This is a genomic window from Echinicola vietnamensis DSM 17526 (assembly GCF_000325705.1).
GTDB classification, from domain to species: Bacteria; Bacteroidota; Bacteroidia; order Cytophagales; family Cyclobacteriaceae; genus Echinicola; species Echinicola vietnamensis.
This window is the reverse complement of sequence record NC_019904.1, coordinates 5,004,576-5,027,037: the sequence shown is the minus strand read 5'-3', so window position 1 is coordinate 5,027,037 and position 22,462 is coordinate 5,004,576. Positions and strand designations below refer to the sequence as shown.

Below are 22,462 nucleotides of genomic sequence, written 5' to 3'. Positions count from 1 at the left end.
GATACAATAATACCCAAAAAAATCCGGAAAAAATATTTCCAAACCTTCTTGTTGACGATGTTGCTGTTAGCAGTCGCGAGTATGGAGGTTTCGGCCAATGTTTTTTCACAGACCTTGACCATGGACCTCAATGTCCAAAATGAATCCTTTGAGAGCATTCTCAAGGAAATCAAAAAAAAGAGTAAGTACAAAGTTTTGTACCCCAGTGATTTGTTTGAAGGGCTCCCCAATATGAGCATCAATGTTCAGAATGCCACCTTAAACACCATTTTTAACAAATTAATAGTTCCTTATGGCTATAGCTATGTTTTGAGGGATAAGACCATTGTTTTTAAAAAAGAAGGTGAAGCACCTCCAAAAGAAACTTTTCAGACAGCTAAGGATCCCATTCAGGTGAAAGGTCGCGTGACCGATGAAAACGGGGAAGGACTGCCGGGTGCGAATGTACTGATAAAAGGTACTTCCAAAGGTACAGTCACAGATGTAAATGGTGATTATAGTTTATCCGTTCCTTCTGATGCTATCTTGGAAATCAGCTTCTTGGGGTTTGTCAGCAAACAAGTAAATGTAGCAGGGCAGGAAGAAATTAATATTACCCTTTTGCCTGATGTTGAGGCTTTGGATGAAGTGGTGGTCATCGGTTATGGTAGTGTCAAAAAAAGTGACTTGACCGGAGCAGTGAGTACTGTGGATACCGAAAACTTTGATAAAATAGCGGGTACCTCGCCATTAAATGCCATTCAGGGTAGGGCCGCCGGTGTATCCATTTCAAGTGGATCAGGTCTGCCTGGATCTGGCTTTAATGTGACGGTCAGGGGAATCGGTTCGATCAATACCGGAAACGGGAGCGGTTCATCACCCATTTATGTAGTGGACGGTGTGATCACTAATAGTATAGAAAATATCAACCAAAATAATATTGAGTCAATTTCTGTACTAAAGGATGCCTCTGCTTCAGCCATCTATGGGGCCAGAGCGGCCAATGGCGTTATTTTGGTCACCACCAAAAGAGGAAGAGTAAATGTTGAACCTCAAATTACCTTTAATGCTTATTGGGGAGTAAGCAATGAGAGTAACTTGAAGCATGAACTGTTGAATGCAGACCAGTTTTTGGAGCTTTGGACAGAGTCTTATGAGAACTCCAATATCCCCTTGGATTGGGAGCAAAGTGATTTGGCCTATTATGAAGGTGTTGATACCAATTGGAAAGACCTGATGCTACAACAAGGCGGTATACAATCATATGATGTATCGGTAGCAGGAGGTTCTGAGCGTTCCAATTATTTTGTGTCTGCCAATTTAGTAGATCAGGATGGGATGGTAATTGGTACCGGACAAAAGAAATATACTTTCAGAATCAATACCGATCACAAGATCCGAGATTGGTTCAAATTCGGTAATTCCCTGAACATTAGCTCTAATAAAGTGCTGGGAGACCAAACCTACTATAGAAAAGCACTAACCAAGGTGCCACTTACAAGAAATAAGGAGGAAGATGGAGACTGGGGGATCATTCACAATCCCGGCTTGGAGCACTTCTTTGCCAATCCAATATGGGAGGCACAAAATAGCAGCCAGGAAGCCATTTGGAAGGGATTACAGGGAAACCTTTATATCACCGTTTCTCCGGTGAAAAACCTGGAATTTACGGTGAGGGGAAGTCTTAACTATTCGGGGAAAAAACAATCTGATTTTGTTCCAGGTGTACCTCCAGAGTATGGATGGGGAGGTACTAATGTCAATACCGTTTATAAGGAATCCTATGAAAATGTTTATTGGAGCAATGACTACTTGTTAAAGTACAAACTTGATGTCAAGGACCATGCTTTTAACTTTTTGTTGGGCTATTCCAGAGAAGAAAATTCTGCAGAAACCCTTTCAGCTCAACGTACTGGTACGATTAATAATGACATCCGGTATTTGGATGCAGGAGATCCTACCAGCCAGATCAATAGTAACTTTTTCAGGGACTGGGCTTTGGTATCCATGTTTGGAAGGCTGAATTATTCCTTCAAGGACAAATACCTTTTTACCGGTACTATCCGTAGAGATGGTACTTCCAGACTTACGGAGGATAATAGATGGGGAGTTTTTCCTTCAGGATCCATTGCTTGGAAGATTTCTGAAGAGGCTTTTTTGGAAAACAGTGCTGTATTGGAAGAATTGAAGTTGCGGGCCAGTTATGGTTCTTTGGGGAATGTCAATTCCATCGGGATTTACGGGACCAGTGCAACCCTTACCAGCGAACGTGCCGTATCCAATAATCAACCTGCTTTGGGTTATACGATGACCTCAGCGGTCAACAGGGACGTGACTTGGGAGTCAGCCAATAAGGCTAACCTCGGTATTGATGCCAGTGTAATCAATGGACGTTTTTATGGTTCTATTGATTACTTTATTGAAAACACCTTTGATATGCTTTTTGCAGAGCCCATTCCTCGCTCATCTGGATTGTCCGGCTTTCCGGTGATCAATGGGGGCAATGTAAGAAACAAAGGTTTTGAGGTGGTTTTGGGAGCAAGAGGAGGCAATTCAGATTGGTTTTATGATGTCAGCTTTAACCTGTCCAAAATTAAAAATGAGGTGACTGATTTGGCAGGCAGGGAAGAAATCAATTTGGGCAGTAGTAGGATCAGTTATAAACATAAGGTAGGAGCACCGGCCCATTCATTTTTTGGCTATAAGTCAGATGGACTTATCCGTGAGGAAAGCGAATTGGACAAATATGCAGGAGGGAGCTTCCCCACCAAAAAAGTAGGAGACATCGCCCTGATGGATATCAATGGGTATGATGCAGAGGGAAATTTGACGGGCGAACCTGATGGTGTGGTGAATGAAGCCGACAGAACCATCATCGGAAGCAGGTACCCTGAATTTTTTTACGGAGGGGTGATTTCCGGAGGTTATAAGAACCTTAGTTTATCCATTCAGTTACAAGGCTCGCATGGTTCTGATGAATATTTTGGACCGGGCCAGTCCACTGACTTGTTTCAGTTGATGACCAGTTTTGCCCAAAATGAAGATGTTAGACTTTATGACCGTTATCACCCTACTAAAAACCCTGATGGAACCTTTCCGCTTTTGAACAAAAATGGTTCCGGTGGAAATGAACAGTTTTCGGATTTTTGGCTGGAAAATGCCTCTTATCTGCGAATTCAGAACATTACCTTGAGCTATGATTTGCCTGCAGCGCTGATCTCAAAAGCTCAAATTGACAATTTGGGTGTTTACTTCAGTGTGCAAAATGCCCATACTTTTACCAAAAACCATAATCCAGAAGTAGGCAATGCCACTGCCACCGGATCTGGTTTGAATGCCTTCGTTACTGGGGTACCTATCCCCAGAACGCTTACACTAGGTATAAAAGCAGCATTTTAAACCCAAAAGAGTTAAACCATGAATTCAATAAAAAACATAAAATATATAGCGAGTTTCTTTTCTTTGATCATGCTAATGTCCAGCTGCAATGAAGAGGAATTTCTGAACAGATATCCTTTGGATAGACCTAATTCGGCCAATTTTTTTGTAGGACCGGAATCTGCTAGAGCGGCGGTCAATGCCTGTTATGAACCTTGGCACAGAGGTAATGCCAATATGCTTTATAGGGATATGACGATCCATCTGGATGCCCTTACGGATGATGGTTACTGGCGTCCAGTGAGAGCGGCTTCCATAGCCCTTGAGGAGTGGAACATTACACCTACCCATGAAAATGTCAAAAGCTGGTGGAGATACCCTTATGTGTGTATCAATGCGGCTAACTTTGCCCTAGCCAATATTCCACAATCTACAGACGAAAGTTTTACGCCTGAGCAGCAGGCACCTTATCTGGGAGAGGCGGCTTTTTATAGGGCCTATTCTTATCAGTTTTTAACCATGTTATATGGGGATGTGCCTTTGTATTTGGATTTGGCGGGTAGTTTTGATGATTTCCATTTGCCCAGATCACCCAAGGATGAGGTGCTGGCGCAAGTAATTGCAGATTTTACTTTTGCCAAAGAAAACCTGAAGAACCAACCGATTTTCCCAGGAGCTCCTTCAAAGCCCATTGCAGCCGCCATGCTGGCCAAAACCTATTTGATTTTAGGAGATTGGATCAATGCAGAAGCTGCCGCCAGGGAAGCCATAGAAATTGCAGAAGCAGCTGGTAAGCATTTGATGGATGACTTCGAGGCTATCTGGGCCCTTGAAAATGAAGGGGACAGCAATCCTGAGTTATTGTGGTATTGGGGATTTGTGGAAAACGATGAATTCCACGGTGGAAACCATGCGGTTCAAAGATTGACCAGGGACCTGCCTGCAGAACTTAAGACGGCCATTGACGGGGATGGTTGGGGCTATGCTTTGCCTCAGCGGGATCTTTATGACGCCTTTGAAGCAGGCGATCCCAGAAGGGAATATACCATTTTTGCTCCTGGTGATGATTATAAGATATATCCAGGTGAAGACTTTTCCTATAGACACCAAAAATTGGATGAGAATGGGGATACGCTTAGATGGGATGTGGTGTATTCAGCAGGAGATATGGTGGAGTATGATTACCGTTGGTCTCCATCGGGCATGAATGTTAGAAAGATGATCAGGACAGTCATTAATTTGGCAAATGTCCGCTGGTCCGGTCAGGATGTTCCTGTGATGAGAATGTCTGAACTTTACCTGATTTTGGCAGAAGCCCTCGCAGAACAGGGTGATGCAGAAGCCTATACTTGGGTAAACAAGGTAAGGGCTAGACCCTCGGTAAACATGCCTCCGGTAAACAGTGGTGATCTGGTAGAAGTGGTTCGCCATGAGAGAAGGGTAGAACTGGCTTTTGAAGGATTGCGCCTTTTTGATCTGATCAGATGGGGTGAAATTGATGATGTTTTTGGTGATGGTACCAAGGTGAAGCGGCATTTTTATTCAGACTTTTTACCTGATAATTCGCTGCTTAAATACGATCATCCTATTGGAAAACTTAATTTGGATCCTTTGTTCCCTATACCACAGGAAGAAATTGATAATAATATCAATATCAATTCGAACAACCCCGGATGGTAATTCTTTTTAGGCTAAACGGTTGATGTGTTCCTGGAGGCTGTGCCTCTAGGAACCATTATCATTCAGCATTAGCGCCTTTTTTAGGCTGAGGGGAATAGTATGTCCTTATCCAAAATATTTCTGACGCAGCTTAATGATAAATCCTATTAGAAAATAGGCTTGATTTTGACCTTTTATAACCTTCAAATCATCAATAAAACCCAAAAACATGTATAAATATAGACAAATTTATATCACCATATTCCTGCTATTGTGCATGGCCTTCGTTGGTGCACAGACCGCAAAAGCCGGAGTAATTCAGGTAAACCCTGGAGATGATGTGGCTGCCATTATTCAAAACGCAAATGGCGGAGACGAACTGGTATTCAGTCCAGGTACTTACAGTAAAGTGTTGATACAAAATCGACAATTCACAGAGAATGCGCCCCTGATTATCAAATCTGATGGAACCGGAGAAGTGATTTTCGAAACGGTAACCAATACTGGTACGGCTTTTAAGATTATTAATAGCAGTTATATAGTGCTGCAAGGTGTCTTTGTTCGAGGAGGACTAAACGGAATAGTTCTAGAGGGAAGTGACCATATTATGATCCTCAACAACGACATCAGTGGACCAGGACAGGCAGGCATACATGTTCATTACAGCTGTTCATATGTGGATATTATTGGGAATCATATTTATAATACTGGATTAAGAAACTCCCAATATGGAGAAGGCATCTATGTGGGCACAGGCAATTATGCCTACACGACCTTTCCGGATAACTGTGAAAATATTTGGATAGAAAACAATGAACTTCATCATTGCGGCAATGGTGAGGCCATCAATATCAAGGGAGAGAGCTTCCATGTGACGGTCAGGGATAATGTCATGTTTGATATTGCACCTGGAACGGCTACACAGTATAACCAAGCGGCGGTGACCGTGGAAGCTGCTTCAGTTTCCATTACCAATGATTACCGTTTGGATGAGTGGCGCGATACCTGGGTGGAAAACAATATCATCTATAATGTGGCAGGAGGTTATGAAGAGCGAAGCTCCAATAATGGGATCATGTTCGGGGGATCTGGATGTTATATCATCGGAAATACCGTTTTTAATTGTGAAGAACGAGGGCTATATGGCAATTCTTTTAAAAGTTTGGGCTTTGACACCTACGTTTACAATAACAATACTTATGATAATGGTATCAATACGCTCTACAATTCGGCATTGACCATTCTGGATCAGGATCCTGGACCAAACCCGAATGTGCCACAAAATTGGTACAGCGCTCCTGCTTTTTCAGTTGATACAGTCCTTTTGGATTTAACTTCGGTATTGATGGAAGTGGGGGATAAACAACAGCTAGTGGATCAGGTTTTGCCCTTAATGGCCAATGACCGGTCGGTGACCTGGAGCTCATCAAACACCAATGTAGTGACGGTGGATGAAAATGGTTTGCTAAGGGCCATAGGCTTGGGGCAAGGGATCATTTCAGTGGTCAGTACAGACGGTAGTAAGACAGCTACCTGTTCTGTAATCGTCAATGATGGAGACATTGCTTTGGGCAATACAGCAATTTATCCAATGATCAGCACGGCAAGTAACAGAAGTGCTATTCCTGTGATGGTAACACATCCAGGTGCCATCAACGAAATTTCTATTTATCATGAAGGAGGAACAGGAAATATGTTACTGGGGGTCTATGAAGGGGAAGTGGCTCCTACTAATTTATTGAGCAATACAGCCATTACAGCCGTCAATGCAACTGCTGGTTGGCAGCACCTTCCTTTGGACAGTTTAGTGGAAGTCAACTTGGGGCAAAAGATATGGTTAGCTTGGAATTTTGAAAATAATCCGGGGATTCATTACCAGTCGGGAAGCCCTGGAGTCCATCATTCATCAGGTTCTTGGCAAAGTGGAATGCCTCTGACTTTTGGTGCCACTACAGAAGAAAATAAGGTTTATTCTATTTTTGCCTCATTGGATCCTGAAAATATCCCCCCAAGTATTGAACTGACAAATCCATCAGCAGGAATACTGGAAATTAACCCTGGATTGGCCCTGGTAGAATTATTGGCATCTGCCAACGATCTTGATGGGGAAGTAACACATGTGAATTTTTTCGTGGATGGCAATTTGGTGGGAAGTGCAAATGGTTCTCCTTTTACGGTGGATTGGGTAAATGTTAGTGCAGGTACTTATTCACTTAGCGCAACAGTACAAGATAATGAAGGGGCGGTTGCATATTCAGATACCAGCATGGTTACCATCACTGAGAAGGACTTGGTTCCGGGTACAGTAGGTATTACCGATGTGTTGGGAATCAATACCACCAATAATAAAAGAAGAGCGCAACCTTTTGTGATGCCTGAGGATGGAAGGATAGAAAGTATGTCCATGTACCATAATGCAGGCAGTGGCGGAATGATTTTGGCCATTTATAATGGCACCTCGGCCCCAGATAGTTTGTTGGCCATTACACCGGTGACTCCTGTGGACAATGTGGAAGGTTGGCAGACCATTGGCCTTTTGGACAGTGTGGAAGTCAGTGCTGGAGAAACGGTATGGTTGGCTTGGTTGTATGAAAGTAACCCTGGGATTCGCTATGATAAGGGAAGCCCTGGTCGATTTGATTCCAATATCGCTTGGATAGGGGGAATGCCTGCTTTGTTTGGAAGTGGCACTCAGGGAACAGCCATGTATTCCCTTTATGCTTCTTATGTGCCCACTTCAAACCCTTATGTTAATCTTACTAGTCCGGCAGAAGGAGCGGTTTTTTCAGCACCTGCAGATATTGAAGTGACGGCAGAAGTGCTCAATATTGAGGGACTGTCGGAGCTGACTTTCTTTCAGGACAGTCTACCTTTACAAACACTCCAGTCTGGACCGTATACCTTTAATTGGGCAGATGTTTCTCCTGGAGCATATAGTCTTTATGCTGTGGCCACGGACAGTGCTTCCAATGAAGTAGTATCCGAGATAGTAAATTTCACGGTGGAATCTCCCGATTCCTTGCTCAACACAATTGGAATTACCGATCGTCTGGCCAGTGCGACCAATTATATCAATAGAAGAGCGGTACCGTATACCATGCCTGAAAATGGAACAATAGAAAGCATCAGTATGTATCATTTGGCGGGTAACGGTAATATGCTGTTGGCAGTTTATGAAGGAGACAGTGTGCCGACCAACAGAATTGCGATTACACCCCTTACCACTGTAAATCAAGTGGATGGATGGCAGAAAGTGATGTTAGAAACTCCCATAAGCGTAAATGCTGGAGAAACGGTATGGTTGGCTTGGGTATATGAAAATGCAACGGTCATTTATTATGAATCAGGAAGTCCTGGACGCTTTGATTCTGGAAAAACATGGAGTGGTGGCATGCCTGAGGAATTTGGTTCAGGCACCCAGGGAAATGCTGTTTATTCCATTTATGCCTCTTATATTCCGGACGCAGCTCCTGCTGTGAACCTGATCAGTCCTTTGGATGGGGCTGTATATGACGCACCAGCAGCTATTGAAATGACAGCGGAGGTGTTTAATATGGAAGGCCTGTCCCAAGTGATTTTTTATCAAGATAGCGTTCCATTGCAGGCTGTTTATACTGCCCCCTATACTTTTACATGGCAGGATATTTTCCCTGGTGTCTATAGTGTATATGCTTCCGCTATGGATAGCTCTTCTAATGAGGTGTTCTCTGAGCTGGTCAATTTCACAGTGGAGTCACCTGATTCCCTGCTCAATACTGTGGGAATTACCAGTCGTTTGGCCAGTGCCACCAATAATGCCAACAGAAGGGCAGTGCCTTATACCATGCCTGAAAATGGTAAGATAGAAAGTGTAACCATGTACCATAGGGCAGGAACTGGAAACATGCTTTTGGCAGTGTATGAAGGAGATAGTACACCGACCAATAGGATTGCCATAACTCCACTGACTCCTGTCAGTCAAACTGATGGTTGGCAGGAGGTATTGCTGGAGTCTGCTATCAGTGTGGGGGTCGGAGAGACCATCTGGTTGGCTTGGGTGTATGAAAGTCCGACATCGATTTATTATGAATCTGGTAGCCCCGGGCGTTTTGATTCGGGTGACAACTGGACAGGTGGAATGCCTGAGCAGTTTGGCAGCGGGAGTCAGGGAGATGCCCTTTATTCCATTTATGCTTCGTATGTAGTGGAGGAGTCCATAGGGGATACGACAAGTAGTGAAAATAAGGATAAAAAAGTCAAGACAGGCAAAAAGCCTAAGGTGAAAGTTTATCCAAATCCATTTGAATATGAAGTAAGCATAGGTTATGAAATAAGCGAAACATCCCAGGTGCTTTTGGTCATCTATGACTTAAATGGAAATGAAATTAATCGATTGGATCAAGGGCAAGTAGAGTCGGGATACCATGAAATCCATTGGGATCTTTCCCAATCCAATGCAGCCAATAAAAAACTATTTGTCTATCACCTTTCTGTGGTGACGGAAAGTGAGGATCATTTGATCATGGGCAAATTGAAGGTAAAATAATCCAAATTAGCCAGAGGTGGGGACTTAGAAGGAATTCACCTCTGGCTAACTACCATAAAAATTATCATCAGATGAAAAGAAAACATTTGTCGAGTTTTTTTTGTCTACTAGCGGTATGTACTATGATGGCCTGTAGGGATAGGCCTGCAAGTGTAACATTGCACAACCTGTTTTCAGACCATATGGTATTGCAACGGGAAAAGCCCATTCCCATATGGGGAAAGGCCCTTCCAGGAACTGTGGTGACGGTAAAGCTGAATGGTTTTACGGCGAGTTCCGAAGTAGGAGAAGATAGCACTTGGTTAGTAGAGCTGCCTGCCCAGAAGAAGGGCGGACCTTATCAATTGGAGGTGCTTGCGGATAGTACACTGAAATTGGAGGATGTGTGGCTTGGGGATGTGTGGGTTTGCTCCGGTCAGTCCAATATGGAGTGGCCACTCGAAAGGGCGGGAAATGCCAGTGAAGAAATCCGTCAGGCCAATTATAGCCAAATAAGACTGTTTGATGTACCGCATCAAATGGAGCAATCCCCCTCTGAATCTTTGCCTGATAGCGTAGCATGGAAGGTATGCTCTCCGGAGACCATTAAGAATTTTTCAGCAGTGGGGTATTTTTTTGGAAGAGAATTGCAACAGGAACTGGATGTGCCCATTGGTTTGATCAGCAGTAATTGGGGCGGTACCAATGTAGAGGCCTGGACAAGCGCAGCCATGATAGGTCAATTCCCTTCTCATAGGGCTAAGATTGCGGCATATGACAGCATCAATTTAAAGGAAATGACCTCAATAGCTTCATTGGCCATAGATAGTTGGCTGCAGGCTATCGACTCACTGGACCTGGGCTTGCAGGAAAATTGGTCCAATCCTGAAATTGAATGGGAAAATAGTAGTACTGTGGTTTTGCCCGAAGTATTTGAACGTTTAGATGTCCCAAATACAGATGGGGTTATTTGGTTCAAGAAGACCCTTTATCTTTCAGAAAATGAAGCAAATCAGGATGCTGAAATTTCCTTAGGAAGAATAGATGAGGAAGATTTTACCTATGTGAATGGACAACTTGTAGGATCGATGATCGGAACCGATCCCCTGAGGTCTTATAAAATCAAACAAGGAGTACTGAATGAAGGGCTTAATACCATCATAGTAAGGGTAAAAGACAAAGGTTGGACCGGTGGTTTTAAAGGCACTCCCCAACAGATGAATTTGGCATTGGAAAATAAAAAGTTGGACTTATCAGGAGAGTGGGAGATGAATATTGGAACTGTGGATTTGCCCATTGCTCCCAAGAATATCCATCCAAATAATTTTCCGACCACACTCTTTAATGGGATGATAAAACCGCTAATTCCCTTTAGTATCAAAGGTGCTATTTGGTATCAAGGAGAAAGCAACGCTACAAGGGCATATGCTTACAGGGAGATGTTTCCCGCCATGATCAAGGATTGGAGAGTACACTGGGGACAAGGTGATTTTCCTTTTTACTTTGTTCAACTGGCCAATTATAGGGCTGAACAAACAAGTCCCGGTGAAAGTACTTGGGCAGAAGTACGGGAATCCCAAATGGCCGCCTTAAAATTGCCTCATACGGGAATGGCCGTGGCCATCGATCTGGGAGAAGCAGACAATATACATCCCAAAAACAAGCAGGAAGTGGGACGAAGATTGGCATTAGAGGCTCTTTCAAATACATATCACCATGATATATTGAGCACAGGTCCAACCTATTCCCGACAGGAAGTTTTGGGAGATAAGCTGCGTTTAGTCTTTTCAAATATTGGTGATGGGATGACGACTGGAAAGAATGATAAGGAGCTGAGAGGTTTTGCCATCGCTGGCAAGGATAAACAGTTTTATTGGGCCAAGGCAGTCCTTGAATCTGATTCAACCATTTTGGTCAGTAGCCAGTATGTAGTCCGACCCCAGGCCGTAAGGTATGCTTGGGCAGATAATCCCGGAGCACTCAATCTGTACAATAGTGTGCATTTACCCGCCAGTCCATTTAGAACGGATAGTTGGAAAGTATCTACAGAATAAAATATATAAATAGAAATATCTTAATGAATAGTCAACCAGTAATATCCATGTTAGCCTATCCTGTCAAGGTCGTATCATCCATTGGCCTATTGATCTTTGTACTGTCCTTGTGGATGCTGCCTTTGCGCACAAATGCACAAATGACTGAAAAGAATCCATATGCGAGAGAGTTGGATAGGATCGTTTTAGAGATGGCAGGGAAATTAGAGCTTTTGGAAGTGGATTCTACCATGATTCCCCGCTCATTAAGGGCACAAGGCGACTTGGCAGGAGTGGGCTCCAGGGATTGGACCAGCGGTTTTTTCCCGGGTACGCTTTGGTACCTGTACGGTTATTCAGGAAACCCGGCACTCTTGTCCGCAGCCAGGACTTGGACAGCCTTTATAGAAAAGGAAAAATATGATGGGCATACGCATGATACGGGGTTTAAGGTATATTGCAGCTTTGGCAATGCCTATAAAGTCCAAGAAAAGGAGAGCGATAGAAATATCATCGTACAAACTGCTAACACATTGATGGGGAGGTTTGACCCAAAGATAGCTTGTATTCGTTCATGGGACTTTAACCAGGAAACTTGGCAATATCCTGTCATCATAGACAATATGATGAATTTGGAAATATTGTTTGCAGCCACACGCTTTACAGGGGATTCGAGTTATTATCAAGTGGCAAAAGCACATGCATATACTACACTCAAAAATCATTTTAGAGCGGATTATTCCAGTTACCATGTGGTCGATTATGATACCATATCCGGAATGTCCAGACTGAAAACTACCCATCAGGGATATGGAAAAAACTCCAGCTGGTCGAGGGGGCAGGCTTGGGCATTGTATGGTTTTACCATGTGCTATAGGGAGACCGCTGATCCGGTATTTTTCGAGCAGGCACAGAAGGTCGCTAGATTTATTCTCGATCATCCAAGGCTGCCTAAGGATAAAATTCCCTATTGGGATTTTGATGATCCCAAGATCCCAAATACACCGCGGGATGCTTCCGCAGCCGCTGTGATCGCTGCTGCATTATTGGAACTTTCCACCTATAGCCGTCAGGAACAGACTAGGAGATATTGGCAGGCAGCAAATACCATTCTGAAGCATTTGTCTTCCTCAACCTACCGCATGAAAGGAGAGGAATTACCTTTTCTTTTGGACCATAGTGTAGGCTCAAAGCCTCATGACGCTGAAGTAGATGTCCCTTTGGTCTATGCGGATTATTATTATGTGGAGGCCTTAATCCGGGCCAATAACTATGCCTTATCAAACATGAATAATGGATCAGGATTAACTTGGTAGGTGATGTTTTATCTTGATGAACAAAAACTAAAAAAGTACTTATGTTGAAATTCAATTATCTGAAGTCCAATCTTTTATTATTGGCCTTATTGCTTTCCCTGAATGTTTTAGGTCAGGAGAAGGAGACATTGAGGGTGTTGTTTGTAGGAAACAGCTATACTTATTTTTGGAATTTGCCTCAAATGGTAAGTGCTCTTGCAGCGGATCAGGGGATGTCCATTATTACACGAAAATCAACTTTGGGCGGAGCCACACTCAAGCAACATTGGGAGGGTGAGCGTGGCTTGGAAACAAAGAAAATGATTTCAGAAGGGGAATGGGATGTGGTTGTCCTTCAAAACCACAGCAAGAGCACTATTAATGATCCTGTGGAATTTGAGGATTATGGTAAAAAGTTCATAGAGCTGGTGAAAGCAAAGGGGGCGAAACCATTGCTTTATATGACCTGGGCCAGGAACTGGAATCCCTTAATGCAAGAGACCATTTCTGAAGGATACCGTGATTTGGCCAAAAGCACAGGAGTGGATTTGGCCCCTGTGGGGGAAGTATGGGGACAGGCAAGAATATTACGTCCAGATTTAAGTTTGTTTGATCCTGACGGAAGCCATCCCTCTCAGATAGGGACTTATCTTACAGCCTGTGTTTTTTATAGGATACTGAGCGGCAAAGCAAGCCAAGGTTTGTCGGGAAGGCTTTCTTGGGTTGATCAGGATGGAGAGGAAATCTTTTTGGCTATTATTCCTGAAGGTGAGGCTGAATTTATCCATCAGTTGGTAGATAAGGTGCTTGTTAAAACTATGGAGCAGGAATAATGGGAAAAACTTTCAGTAAAAAGTGGTCACTTATTCTAGGCCCAATGGTTTTTATCGGGTTGATTTTGTTGGATCCTCCAAGTGGCATGAGTGAGGAGGCTTTGAAGGTGTTAGCGGTGACGCTATGGATGGCCATTTGGTGGATAGCGGAAGCAGTCCCCATAGCTGTGACGGCATTACTTCCTATTGTTTTATTTCCAATAACGGGAGCGGTAGAAATCGGTATTACTACCGAGGCATATGGTCATAAGTATATTTTTCTTTATATGGGAGGGTTTATCTTGGCCCTGGCCATTGAAAGGTGGGGCTTACACCAACGTATTGCCCTGATCATCATTTCCCTGATCGGTTCCAATATGAACAGTATTATGCTGGGTTTTATGCTTGCGACGGCCTTCTTGTCCATGTGGATCTCCAATACAGCCACTGCTGTGATGATGCTGCCCATAGGGATGGCCATTGTCAATCAATTTGCAAAAGTGAGTGATATCTATCCTGATAACAGGGAAAAAGAGGTGGGGAAAGCTTTAATGTTGGCGATTGCCTACAGTGCTTCTATTGGCGGTTTTGCCACATTGATCGGCACGCCCCCAAATTTGGTACTGGCAGGGATTATAGAAGAATTATATGATGTGAAACTGAGCTTTCTTGATTGGATGAAATTTGGTTTTCCTTTAAGCATGCTATTGCTGATCATTTGTTGGAAATACCTGACCACTTATGCGTTCGACTGTAAAAAGGTGGATTTTCCAGGGGGAAAACAGGAGATCAATAAAATGTTGAAGGCCTTGGGCAAAATAAGTTTTGAAGAAAAATGGGTGCTGATCATATTTGCCTTAACAGCAGCGGCATGGATACTAAGGTCCTTTATCCAAAGGTTGCTTCCGGGTATTGACGATGCCGTGATTGCATTGATGGCTGCCATTACTTTGTTTGTTTTGCCAAGTAAAAGCGGGAAGAGAAAACTGATCAATTGGGAAGAGGCTGTAAAACTCCCATGGGGCATTATTTTACTTTTTGGTGGAGGAATGGCTTTGGCCAAGGGTTTTGGTATTACAGGTCTTGCGGAGTGGATTGCCGGAAAGATGGGACAGATGAATGGCATGTCCATGATACTGATGATATTGATTTTGGTCGCCATGGTCAATTTTCTTACAGAAATCACTTCCAATTTGGCCACCACAGCCATGATTTTGCCGGTATTGGCGCCATTGGCCATGTCTTTTAATGCACATCCATTTATGTTGATGGTTCCAGTAACTGTTGCTGCCTCTTGTGCATTTATGCTTCCTGTGGCCACTCCACCAAATGCCGTGGTGTTTGGTTCAGGCTATTTGAAAATTCCAGACATGGTTAAGGCTGGTTTCTGGATGAATATTTTTTCTATTCTTTTGGTTACAATTGTGAGCTACTACCTTTTAGATGCCTTTTGGAATTTTGAAGCTGATGTATTTTCTAAAGTATTAATTACCTGAGTTCGATTAATAATTCCCCATAAATTGTCCGCCAAGAAACGTTCAAGCAAGAATAACACAAAAATTAATGTTAAAATTTATTTTATAAAAAAATTCACATATATAGATAATATTTTCTATGTATTTAATTAAAAACTATAATTAGAAACATAGAAAAAGCCATGTTTTTTCGTTATATTAAAGTGTTGAAGTTCAATACATTAACTACTAAAACATGACCTTAACTGACTCCAAAATTACCGAAATTTTCTATCTTATCGATGAATTCTGCATCCAATTTGAAAAATCCACTGAAAAACATATTCTTGGAAACAGGCCCAAGAGAAGGCCCAGAATGAGCCTGAGCGAAGTCATTACCATTATGGTGATGTTCCATACCGGGGGATTCCGAAACATGAAACACTTTTATCTCTATTTTATCAAAGTCCATAAAAAACACCTTTTCCCCCAGACCGTTTCCTACAACAGGTTTGTTGAACTGATGCAATCCGCCACCCTTCCGATGACTATATTCCTGAAAACCTGTTGTTTAGGAGAGGGGACAGGTATTGCGTTTATCGACTCAACTCCGATCAGGGTATGCAAAAACAAAAGGATAAAAAGGAACAAGGTTTTCAAAGATATTGCCCAGGTGGGCAAATCCACCATGGGATATTTCTTCGGCTTCAAGCTCCACCTGGTCATCAATGACAAAGGGGAGCTGTTAAACTTTGTGGTCACCCAGGCCAATGTTGATGACAGGGAGCCGCTTAGGAACAAAAGTTTCGTAAATAACCTAAAGGGGAAATTATATGCGGACAAAGGCTATGTTTCAAAGGATTTGACCGAATTGTTGTTTTCAGACGGGCTTCACCTAATTGCCAATATTAGGAATAATATGAAGAATGTCCTTATGGAAATGAAGGACAAAATCATGCTCAGAAAACGATCTGTTATTGAAACGGTAAATGATGAATTGAAAAACATGTGTCAGATCGAACATTCCAGGCACCGCTCTTTTGGAAATTTCATCACCAACATGATTTCAGGACTCATTGCCTACTCATTTTTCCCTAAAAAGCCCGCAATCAAATACCAAACAGTCCAAACTAACCAAATAGCCCTGTTTTAAAATCGAACTCAGGTTAATTGATTAAAACCCATGGAATGAGGGTAGCTTATCGTGTGTTTTAAAACATCTCGCCATTCTATTCGCAAATCCAATAAAAAAGCCCTTTACGTTCTGTAAATGGCTTTTTCGTGTCCTTCATAAACTTTTCTCGAACCAATTTTATGAGGATTTGGAGTGGTATTATTGGGAGGATGAGTGAATAACACTATCTACTGTGTCAAAATGTTGACAGCTTGTTGTTTGTTTCGAACCGGTTTGCGGAAGATTTGATGATGATTTTGAAACTTTCTGATGAAATCAATACTCAGAATAATTGTTGATCGTCCCGTCAGCTGGAGCTGGCGTTATGTTGATCGAGCTCTATTTTGGATGAAAAGGAAATGTTAGATTAACTGTATCCCCCCTAGCAATCCCGTCCTTGTAATTTGAGGATTTTCATTTTGTAGTTTCGTGGATATAGTTTTCTGATATCCCTGTGGTTGGTGTCCATGATGTTGTCCATGACATATTTGAGCCACTCATAGGGGTTGATGTCCTCTTTCTTGCACATGGCAAAGAAGGAGTAGGCTATGGCCGCTCTTTCGGCACCTTTATGTGAGCCGGCGAACAGGTAGTTTTTCCTTCCCAGTGCCAGTGGCCTGATGGTGTTTTCGATCAGGTTGTTGTCGATCTCCAGGTTGCCGTCCAGGAGGTAGTTGCACAGCTCTGCCCATCGGTTCATGGAATAGAGCATGGCCTTTCCCATGGCACTTTTCGGGAGCACATTGGGCAGTTCGGCCTTGAACCATTCGGCGAAGCCGTTGAGCACCGGCAGGGCGTGGTCAAGGCGGTAGGCCTTTCTCTGGTCCGCATCCAGCCCCTTTTCGCGGCAATGGGCTTCCACCCCATAGAGTTTCTGGATGAACAGCAATGCCGTCTCGGCCCTTTTGGCATCATTGTTCTTGGCCTCGAAGAATTCCCTTCTGGCATGGGCCCAGCAGGCAAGGTGGGTAACCTCCTTCCGGCTGCCGTAGCATTCATACACCTTGTAGCCGTCGGTCTGCAGGTACCCCCTGAAGTCCTTCAGCATCCTTTCCGGGGCCTTGCCCCCGCGGCCCTTCTGGTAATCGAACAATACCGTACCGTCCATCGGGTTATGGTATACCCAATAGTATCCCAGGTGGGCGGCCTGCTTTTTTTCGCCGTCCAATACCTTTATGGTCGATTCGTCCACCTGGAGGTAGCCCTTGGAACGGGTATCCTCCAGCAGGCAATCATACAGGATTTCCAGCCGGTCAAGGCTCTGACGGACCCAGCCGTCCATGGTGGATGCCGCTATCGGGATCTTTTCCCTTTTGAAGCGCTGCAGCTGCCTGTAAAGCGGCAGGTGGTCCACATATTTGTCGGTCAGGATGCTGGCCAGAAGGCCTGTCCCCGCAATCCCCTTTTCGATGAACCTCGAGGGAAGGGTCCCTATCTCTACCTTCGTGCTGCCGGTTTTTTGCTTTGGCACGTACTTGTAGCGTATGTATCTTCTGACAACAAGTTTTGCAGGGACATAGTCCAGCTCCTCGGTCACCTCCGAACCTATGCATTCCATCTCCGAAAGGTCGACTTCGGGGTGGATCTCGATTTCTTCCACGGGAAGGTGGCCGGGAAGCGGGTGTCTTCCGGGATGGCTCTCCCTGGGCTGTTTCTTTCTGATGTACCCGATCTTTTTGCCCAGCTCCTCTCCTTGTTGCTCCTCCTTTACGGGATCCGCTCCAAAGGGAAGGGGAAGCTGGTCCCTGTTGGCCTCAAAGCGTTCCCGCTTCTGGGCAAAGGCCAGGCGGGCAAAACGGTCGACAATCCCACGCAGACGCTCGATCTCCTGCTCTTTTTCCTCCAGCCGGCGTACCGATTCCAGTTCCTTTTTTTCCAAAAGGGAAATCAGTTCTGCTTTGGTCAACTGGTCGAGCGGTTTTGACATGCCCCGAAAATAATACATCACTGGCGGTCTTCCATGGATTATTTTTCCACAGGCCCGGTGGAAAAAACGGCTTCAGGAGAGTATTTTGAACAGACGGGAACCAAAACACCCCATTAATGGATACAGGGGCGGTTGCCCCTGAAAAAAACTGAACCACGGTCAGGTGTTTTTTTTACCTTCCGTGCACGTAGCGGGGCGACTGTCTTGACCTTTCCACTTTGATGCCCTCTACCATCAGTACCAGTTCCGGCCAGCTGACCGTCCACCCCTCCCAGGGCGAAGGGGGCACAAAGGTCCCTTTTTCCAGCCTCTTATAGTACAGCACAAAACCGCCGTGCTCCCAGTGCAGCAGCTTGATCAGTGTCCTGGACTTGTTGAGGAAAACAAAGACATCTCCCGAGAGGGGATCCCTGTCGGTATGGGAGCTGACCAGTCCCTGAAGCCCATCGAAACTTTTGCGCATGTAATGTAAAATTTTACATTACATGCGCTTCGGTATCAACTCGCTTTCAGGCCTGGACCGGAACAAACTTGGCTTTGACCCGATGAATGGGGATGTTTTTGTTTTTATCGGTAAACGGTCAAACCAGATCCGCATACTTCAGTGGGATAAAGACGGTTTTGCCATGTATATCAAAAAGCTCGAAAAGGGTACTTTTGAATGTCCAGTACTCTCTGGAAACGCAATCACAAGCCGTCAATTGAGCCTTCTCCTACAGGGGGTAAGGCTTGAATCGGTGAGCTACAGGAAGCGCTATGACGCCTTAAAAAGAGTGTAAAAAAAGTACTCTTTTGGGTGTAAAAACAGCCTGTAAATGTATTCAAAGCCATTTTTTTATGGTATCTTTATATCATGGAAAACGGGGGGAAAGACTACAAAAAACTGTATAAAGAAGCCCTGTTGACCATATCTGAAAAAGAAGAAGCCCTGCTCAGAAAAGAAGAGGTCATCTCTGACCAACAGTCCGAACTCGACAAGCTCCGCAGGCACCTTTTTGGGTTCAGGAGTGAAAAACGCAAGGGCAACGTCGGTGACGACCAGTTGGGACTTTTTGAACTCGGCACCACAAAATCAGTACAGGAAGAACTTTCCGGAACAGTTTCTACAGCGGAAAAACCAACTCCAAAAAAAAGGGCAAAAGGAACGGGACGTATGAACCTTCCCGAAGAACTCAGGAGGGAAGAGGTGGTGATCGAGCCGTCCGAGCCTACCGAAGGCTGCGTGAGGATAGGCGAGGAAGTAACAGAAGTCCTTGAGGTTGTGCCCGCATCATTCTACGTGAAGCGTTATATCCGTCCCAAGTATGCCAGGGCCAACGGTGAAGGTATCATCATCGGGGTACTTCCTGATAGGGTGATAGAAAAAGGGATTCCTTCTGAATCGGTAATCGCCCAGATGACTGTTGACAAATACGTCTATGGGATGCCTCTCCACAGGCAGATAGATAAGTATACCAAAATGGGTGTACGCATCCCCGCCTCAAGTGCATCGGATTGGATCATGAAAGGCTGGGATCACCTCAAACCACTATGGGAACTACTTCGACTGATAGTCACCAGTCAAAAATATCTCCAGGTAGATGAGACACCGATAAAGGTCCTGGACAGGGATCATAAAAACAATATCCATCAGGGGTACATGTGGCTTTATCATGCTCCTGTGGACAGGCTTGTATTATTCGATTACCAAAAGGGCAGGGATCAGTCAGGTCCCAAGAAAATGCTTGCAGATTTTAAGGGCATCATCCAGACGGATGGCTATACAGTCTATGATTCACTTTATGGTAACCGCCCGGATATCCACCTGACCTTCTGTATGGCGCATGCCCGCAGGAAGTTCATGGATGCTGTAAAGGATGATGAGGTACAGGCTAACTATATTCTGGACGAAATCCAGAAACTATACCTCCTTGAAGCAAAGATGCGGGATGGGGCGATGGACTGGCAACAGCGGACAGCATTGAGAAAGGAACATGCGGAGCCTGTATTGGAAAACCTCGACAAATGGATGGAAGAAAAGCAGTACAGCTACAGGCCCAAAAGCCCGATGGGACAGGCCATAGCATACGCACATAAAAGATGGGCTGGATTAAGTGCATATGTTTTGCACGGACAGATGGAAATCGATAATAATCTTGTCGAAAACTCAGTCGGGCCACTGGCTATAGGACGAAAGGGGTTTTTGTTTGCCGGTTCACATAAGGCAGCCTAAATGACCGCTGCCATGTACTCCTTCATGGCAAGCTGCAAAAAGAATAAAATCAACGAGTTTGATTGGCTCAAGGACGTGTTTGAAAGAATACAATCACACAAGCAAAAAGATCTTTATAAACTTCTGCCTTCAAACTGGGAAGAATACAGGCCTAAATGAAAATACTTCCAATCCAAGATGGGGTTGGTCGGATGGATACAGAGAAAAAGACTGCAGAATGATGGAAGTGAAAGACGGCAGACCAGCCATATATTGTAAAACAAGAAAAGAGTGGCGAAAATGGTTGAACGAAAACTGTGAAACTGAAAAATCCATTTGGTTAATACTACACAAAAAGAATAGTACGAAAGCCTGTGTCAGTTTAATTGAGGCAACAGAAGAAGCCGTGTGTTTTGGTTGGATTGACAGCCTTTGCAAAAAACGTGATGAAGAAAGTTATTACCTGACCTTTACGCTCCGCAATCCAAAAAGGAGCAATTGGAGTGACAGAAATATTGAACGTGCCGAACGGATGATTGAACAGGGATTAATGACAGGACACGGACTAAAATTTATAGAGATAGCCAAGGAAAAAGGCAAATGGAAAGAAACATAGTAGAAAAAGCCAGATGCCAACATTGTAAAAGCGTAATGTGGTCGCAAGTGATAAATTTAAACGAATTGAATATTAACAAACATAGGATTAAACTGGAAGTGCTACTAATCCCGCACTACGCTTATACTTCACCGTTGGCGGTAGTATTGACCCGTCCTGAAATATGTCTACACTTAAACATGTAGATATGTATAAAAATGACAAGACCGTAAGACGGTACAGCGAGAGTTTCAAACTCAAAGTTTTAAACGAACTTAGCCAGGGACATTGTTCCAAAGCACAACTTGCAAAACTTTATGGTATCAACTCTTCAACCATCAATGAATGGATTAGAAAGTATGACCGTAAAGACTTAATGAATACCCGAATACTTGTGGAAAATCAAGATGAAGTAAGCCGGCTCAGAGCCTTAAAAAAGGAAATTGAGCAACTCAAAGAACTACTTATTCGTAAGGATATGGAGAAGCTTGTAAGTGACTCTTACCTGGAAGTGGCCGCTGAAAACCTGGGCTACAAAAACGTAGAGGAGTTAAAAAAAAATCTAAACATAAAGCACTGATGAAAGCAATACAACACAGCAAAGACTCAGGGCTGGCATCTACAAAAGCTACCTGTGAGCTATTTGGTGTACACCGTGATGCTTACTACAAACATCTTAAGTGATTCGATAAGAAACAGCAGGAGCATCAAATGATTTTAGACTTGGTAAAACACGAACGATCCGTGCAACCAAGGGTAGGTACCAGAAAGCTGATCAAGGCTCTAAAATTCCCTTTGGAATACAAAGGAATCAAGCTTGGGCGCGATGCATTGTTCAACATCCTTCGTGATGAAAATATGCTCATAAGGCGTAAAAAAACCAATCATAAAACCACGGATTCTTTTCACCGGTTTTACAAATACAATAACCTGATTAAAGATCTGGATATTGTCCGTCCCAATCAGGTCTGGGTCTCCGATATTACCTATATCAGAATGGTCAAGGGCTTTTGTTATCTGGCTTTAATTACCGACTTGTATTCTCGTAAAATAGTGGGTTACGACATCAGTGATTCACTTGAACTTAAGGGATGCCTCAGGGCTCTCCAAAAGGCCCAGAGGCAGTCCCGGCTTAAGGATGGAACCATTCATCACTCCGACAGAGGTATTCAATACTGCAGCAATCAGTATGTAAAAGAGCTTAAGAAAAGAAACATGCTCATCAGCATGACCGAAGAAAACCACTGTTATGAAAATGCTGTCGCTGAAAGGGTTAATGGTATTTTAAAAAGTGAATTTTACCTTGACGAATGCTTCACAAACCTTGAGCACGCTAAACGAGCCGTGAAAAATGCAATCAAAATTTATAACCATAAACGAATGCACTTATCTTTAAACTTTAGTACACCAGATATGGTGTATAACTTTAACCTCAATTAAGCCTTAAATCCGTAGCCGTAT

14 protein-coding genes and 2 pseudogenes are annotated in these 22,462 nt (G+C 43.7%); 14 read left to right on the top strand and 2 right to left on the bottom strand.

The window, feature by feature from the left end:
- Positions 1 to 57 precede the first annotated feature (57 nt).
- The 8 genes from ECHVI_RS20455 (at position 58) to ECHVI_RS20420 (ending at position 16,267) form a co-directional block, all read left to right on the top strand.
- On the top strand, positions 58 to 3,378 hold the full coding sequence (locus ECHVI_RS20455) for a TonB-dependent receptor (protein ID WP_041740111.1): 3,321 nt from the start codon (positions 58 to 60) through the stop codon (positions 3,376 to 3,378).
- 18 nt (positions 3,379 to 3,396) lie between these two features.
- Complete coding sequence (locus tag ECHVI_RS20450; protein ID WP_015267932.1) at positions 3,397 to 5,037, top strand: RagB/SusD family nutrient uptake outer membrane protein; 1,641 nt, start codon at positions 3,397 to 3,399, stop codon at positions 5,035 to 5,037.
- A gap of 208 nt (positions 5,038 to 5,245) precedes the next feature.
- Positions 5,246 to 9,541 carry an Ig-like domain-containing protein gene (locus tag ECHVI_RS23115; RefSeq protein ID WP_015267931.1) on the top strand — a complete coding sequence of 1,432 codons (4,296 nt, stop codon included), beginning with the start codon at positions 5,246 to 5,248 and terminating at the stop codon, positions 9,539 to 9,541.
- Positions 9,542 to 9,723: 182 nt separating this feature from the next.
- Complete coding sequence (locus ECHVI_RS20440) at positions 9,724 to 11,574, top strand: sialate O-acetylesterase (protein ID WP_169316426.1); 1,851 nt, start codon at positions 9,724 to 9,726, stop codon at positions 11,572 to 11,574.
- A gap of 47 nt (positions 11,575 to 11,621) precedes the next feature.
- Positions 11,622 to 12,869, top strand: a complete 1,248-nt coding sequence (locus ECHVI_RS20435) for a glycoside hydrolase family 88 protein (protein ID WP_015267929.1) — start codon at positions 11,622 to 11,624, stop codon at positions 12,867 to 12,869.
- Between the two features lie 41 nt (positions 12,870 to 12,910).
- A complete protein-coding gene (locus tag ECHVI_RS20430; protein WP_015267928.1) occupies positions 12,911 to 13,681 on the top strand; it encodes an SGNH/GDSL hydrolase family protein in 771 nt (256 codons plus the stop codon).
- A complete protein-coding gene (locus tag ECHVI_RS20425; protein WP_015267927.1) occupies positions 13,681 to 15,156 on the top strand; it encodes an SLC13 family permease in 1,476 nt (491 codons plus the stop codon). Before ECHVI_RS20430 ends, ECHVI_RS20425 begins: the two co-directional genes overlap by 1 nt.
- A gap of 214 nt (positions 15,157 to 15,370) precedes the next feature.
- Complete coding sequence (locus ECHVI_RS20420; RefSeq protein ID WP_015264071.1) at positions 15,371 to 16,267, top strand: IS982 family transposase; 897 nt, start codon at positions 15,371 to 15,373, stop codon at positions 16,265 to 16,267.
- A gap of 403 nt (positions 16,268 to 16,670) precedes the next feature.
- Here the strand turns inward: ECHVI_RS20420 and tnpC (ECHVI_RS20415) are convergent, their stop codons facing one another.
- Together tnpC (ECHVI_RS20415) and tnpB (ECHVI_RS20410) are read right to left on the bottom strand one after the other, a co-directional pair.
- Positions 16,671 to 18,215 carry an IS66 family transposase gene (tnpC, locus tag ECHVI_RS20415; RefSeq protein WP_083891994.1) on the bottom strand — a complete coding sequence of 515 codons (1,545 nt, stop codon included), beginning with the start codon at positions 18,213 to 18,215 and terminating at the stop codon, positions 16,671 to 16,673.
- Between the two features lie 172 nt (positions 18,216 to 18,387).
- Positions 18,388 to 18,678 carry an IS66 family insertion sequence element accessory protein TnpB gene (gene tnpB, locus ECHVI_RS20410; RefSeq protein WP_015267925.1) on the bottom strand — a complete coding sequence of 97 codons (291 nt, stop codon included), beginning with the start codon at positions 18,676 to 18,678 and terminating at the stop codon, positions 18,388 to 18,390.
- A gap of 22 nt (positions 18,679 to 18,700) precedes the next feature.
- Here tnpB (ECHVI_RS20410) and tnpB (ECHVI_RS20405) point away from each other — a divergent pair, with 22 nt between their 5' ends.
- The 6 genes and pseudogenes from tnpB (ECHVI_RS20405) to ECHVI_RS20385 all read left to right on the top strand — a co-directional run.
- On the top strand, positions 18,701 to 18,994 hold the full coding sequence (gene tnpB, locus ECHVI_RS20405) for an IS66 family insertion sequence element accessory protein TnpB (RefSeq protein WP_015267924.1): 294 nt from the start codon (positions 18,701 to 18,703) through the stop codon (positions 18,992 to 18,994).
- A gap of 74 nt (positions 18,995 to 19,068) precedes the next feature.
- Complete coding sequence (tnpC, locus tag ECHVI_RS23910) at positions 19,069 to 20,427, top strand: IS66 family transposase (RefSeq protein WP_083891993.1); 1,359 nt, start codon at positions 19,069 to 19,071, stop codon at positions 20,425 to 20,427.
- Positions 20,428 to 20,505 (top strand): annotated as a pseudogene (locus ECHVI_RS24160) (hypothetical protein); the annotation flags it as partial. It lies immediately after the preceding gene.
- A 1-nt stretch (position 20,506) separates the two neighbouring features.
- Entirely contained in the window at positions 20,507 to 21,022 is a 516-nt protein-coding gene (locus tag ECHVI_RS20395) for a YdeI/OmpD-associated family protein (RefSeq protein WP_217189956.1), read from the top strand.
- A 187-nt stretch (positions 21,023 to 21,209) separates the two neighbouring features.
- Complete coding sequence (locus ECHVI_RS20390) at positions 21,210 to 21,581, top strand: transposase (protein ID WP_015267921.1); 372 nt, start codon at positions 21,210 to 21,212, stop codon at positions 21,579 to 21,581.
- Between the two features lie 125 nt (positions 21,582 to 21,706).
- Positions 21,707 to 22,441, top strand: a pseudogene (locus ECHVI_RS20385) (IS3 family transposase); the annotation flags it as partial.
- Positions 22,442 to 22,462: the final 21 nt, after the last annotated feature.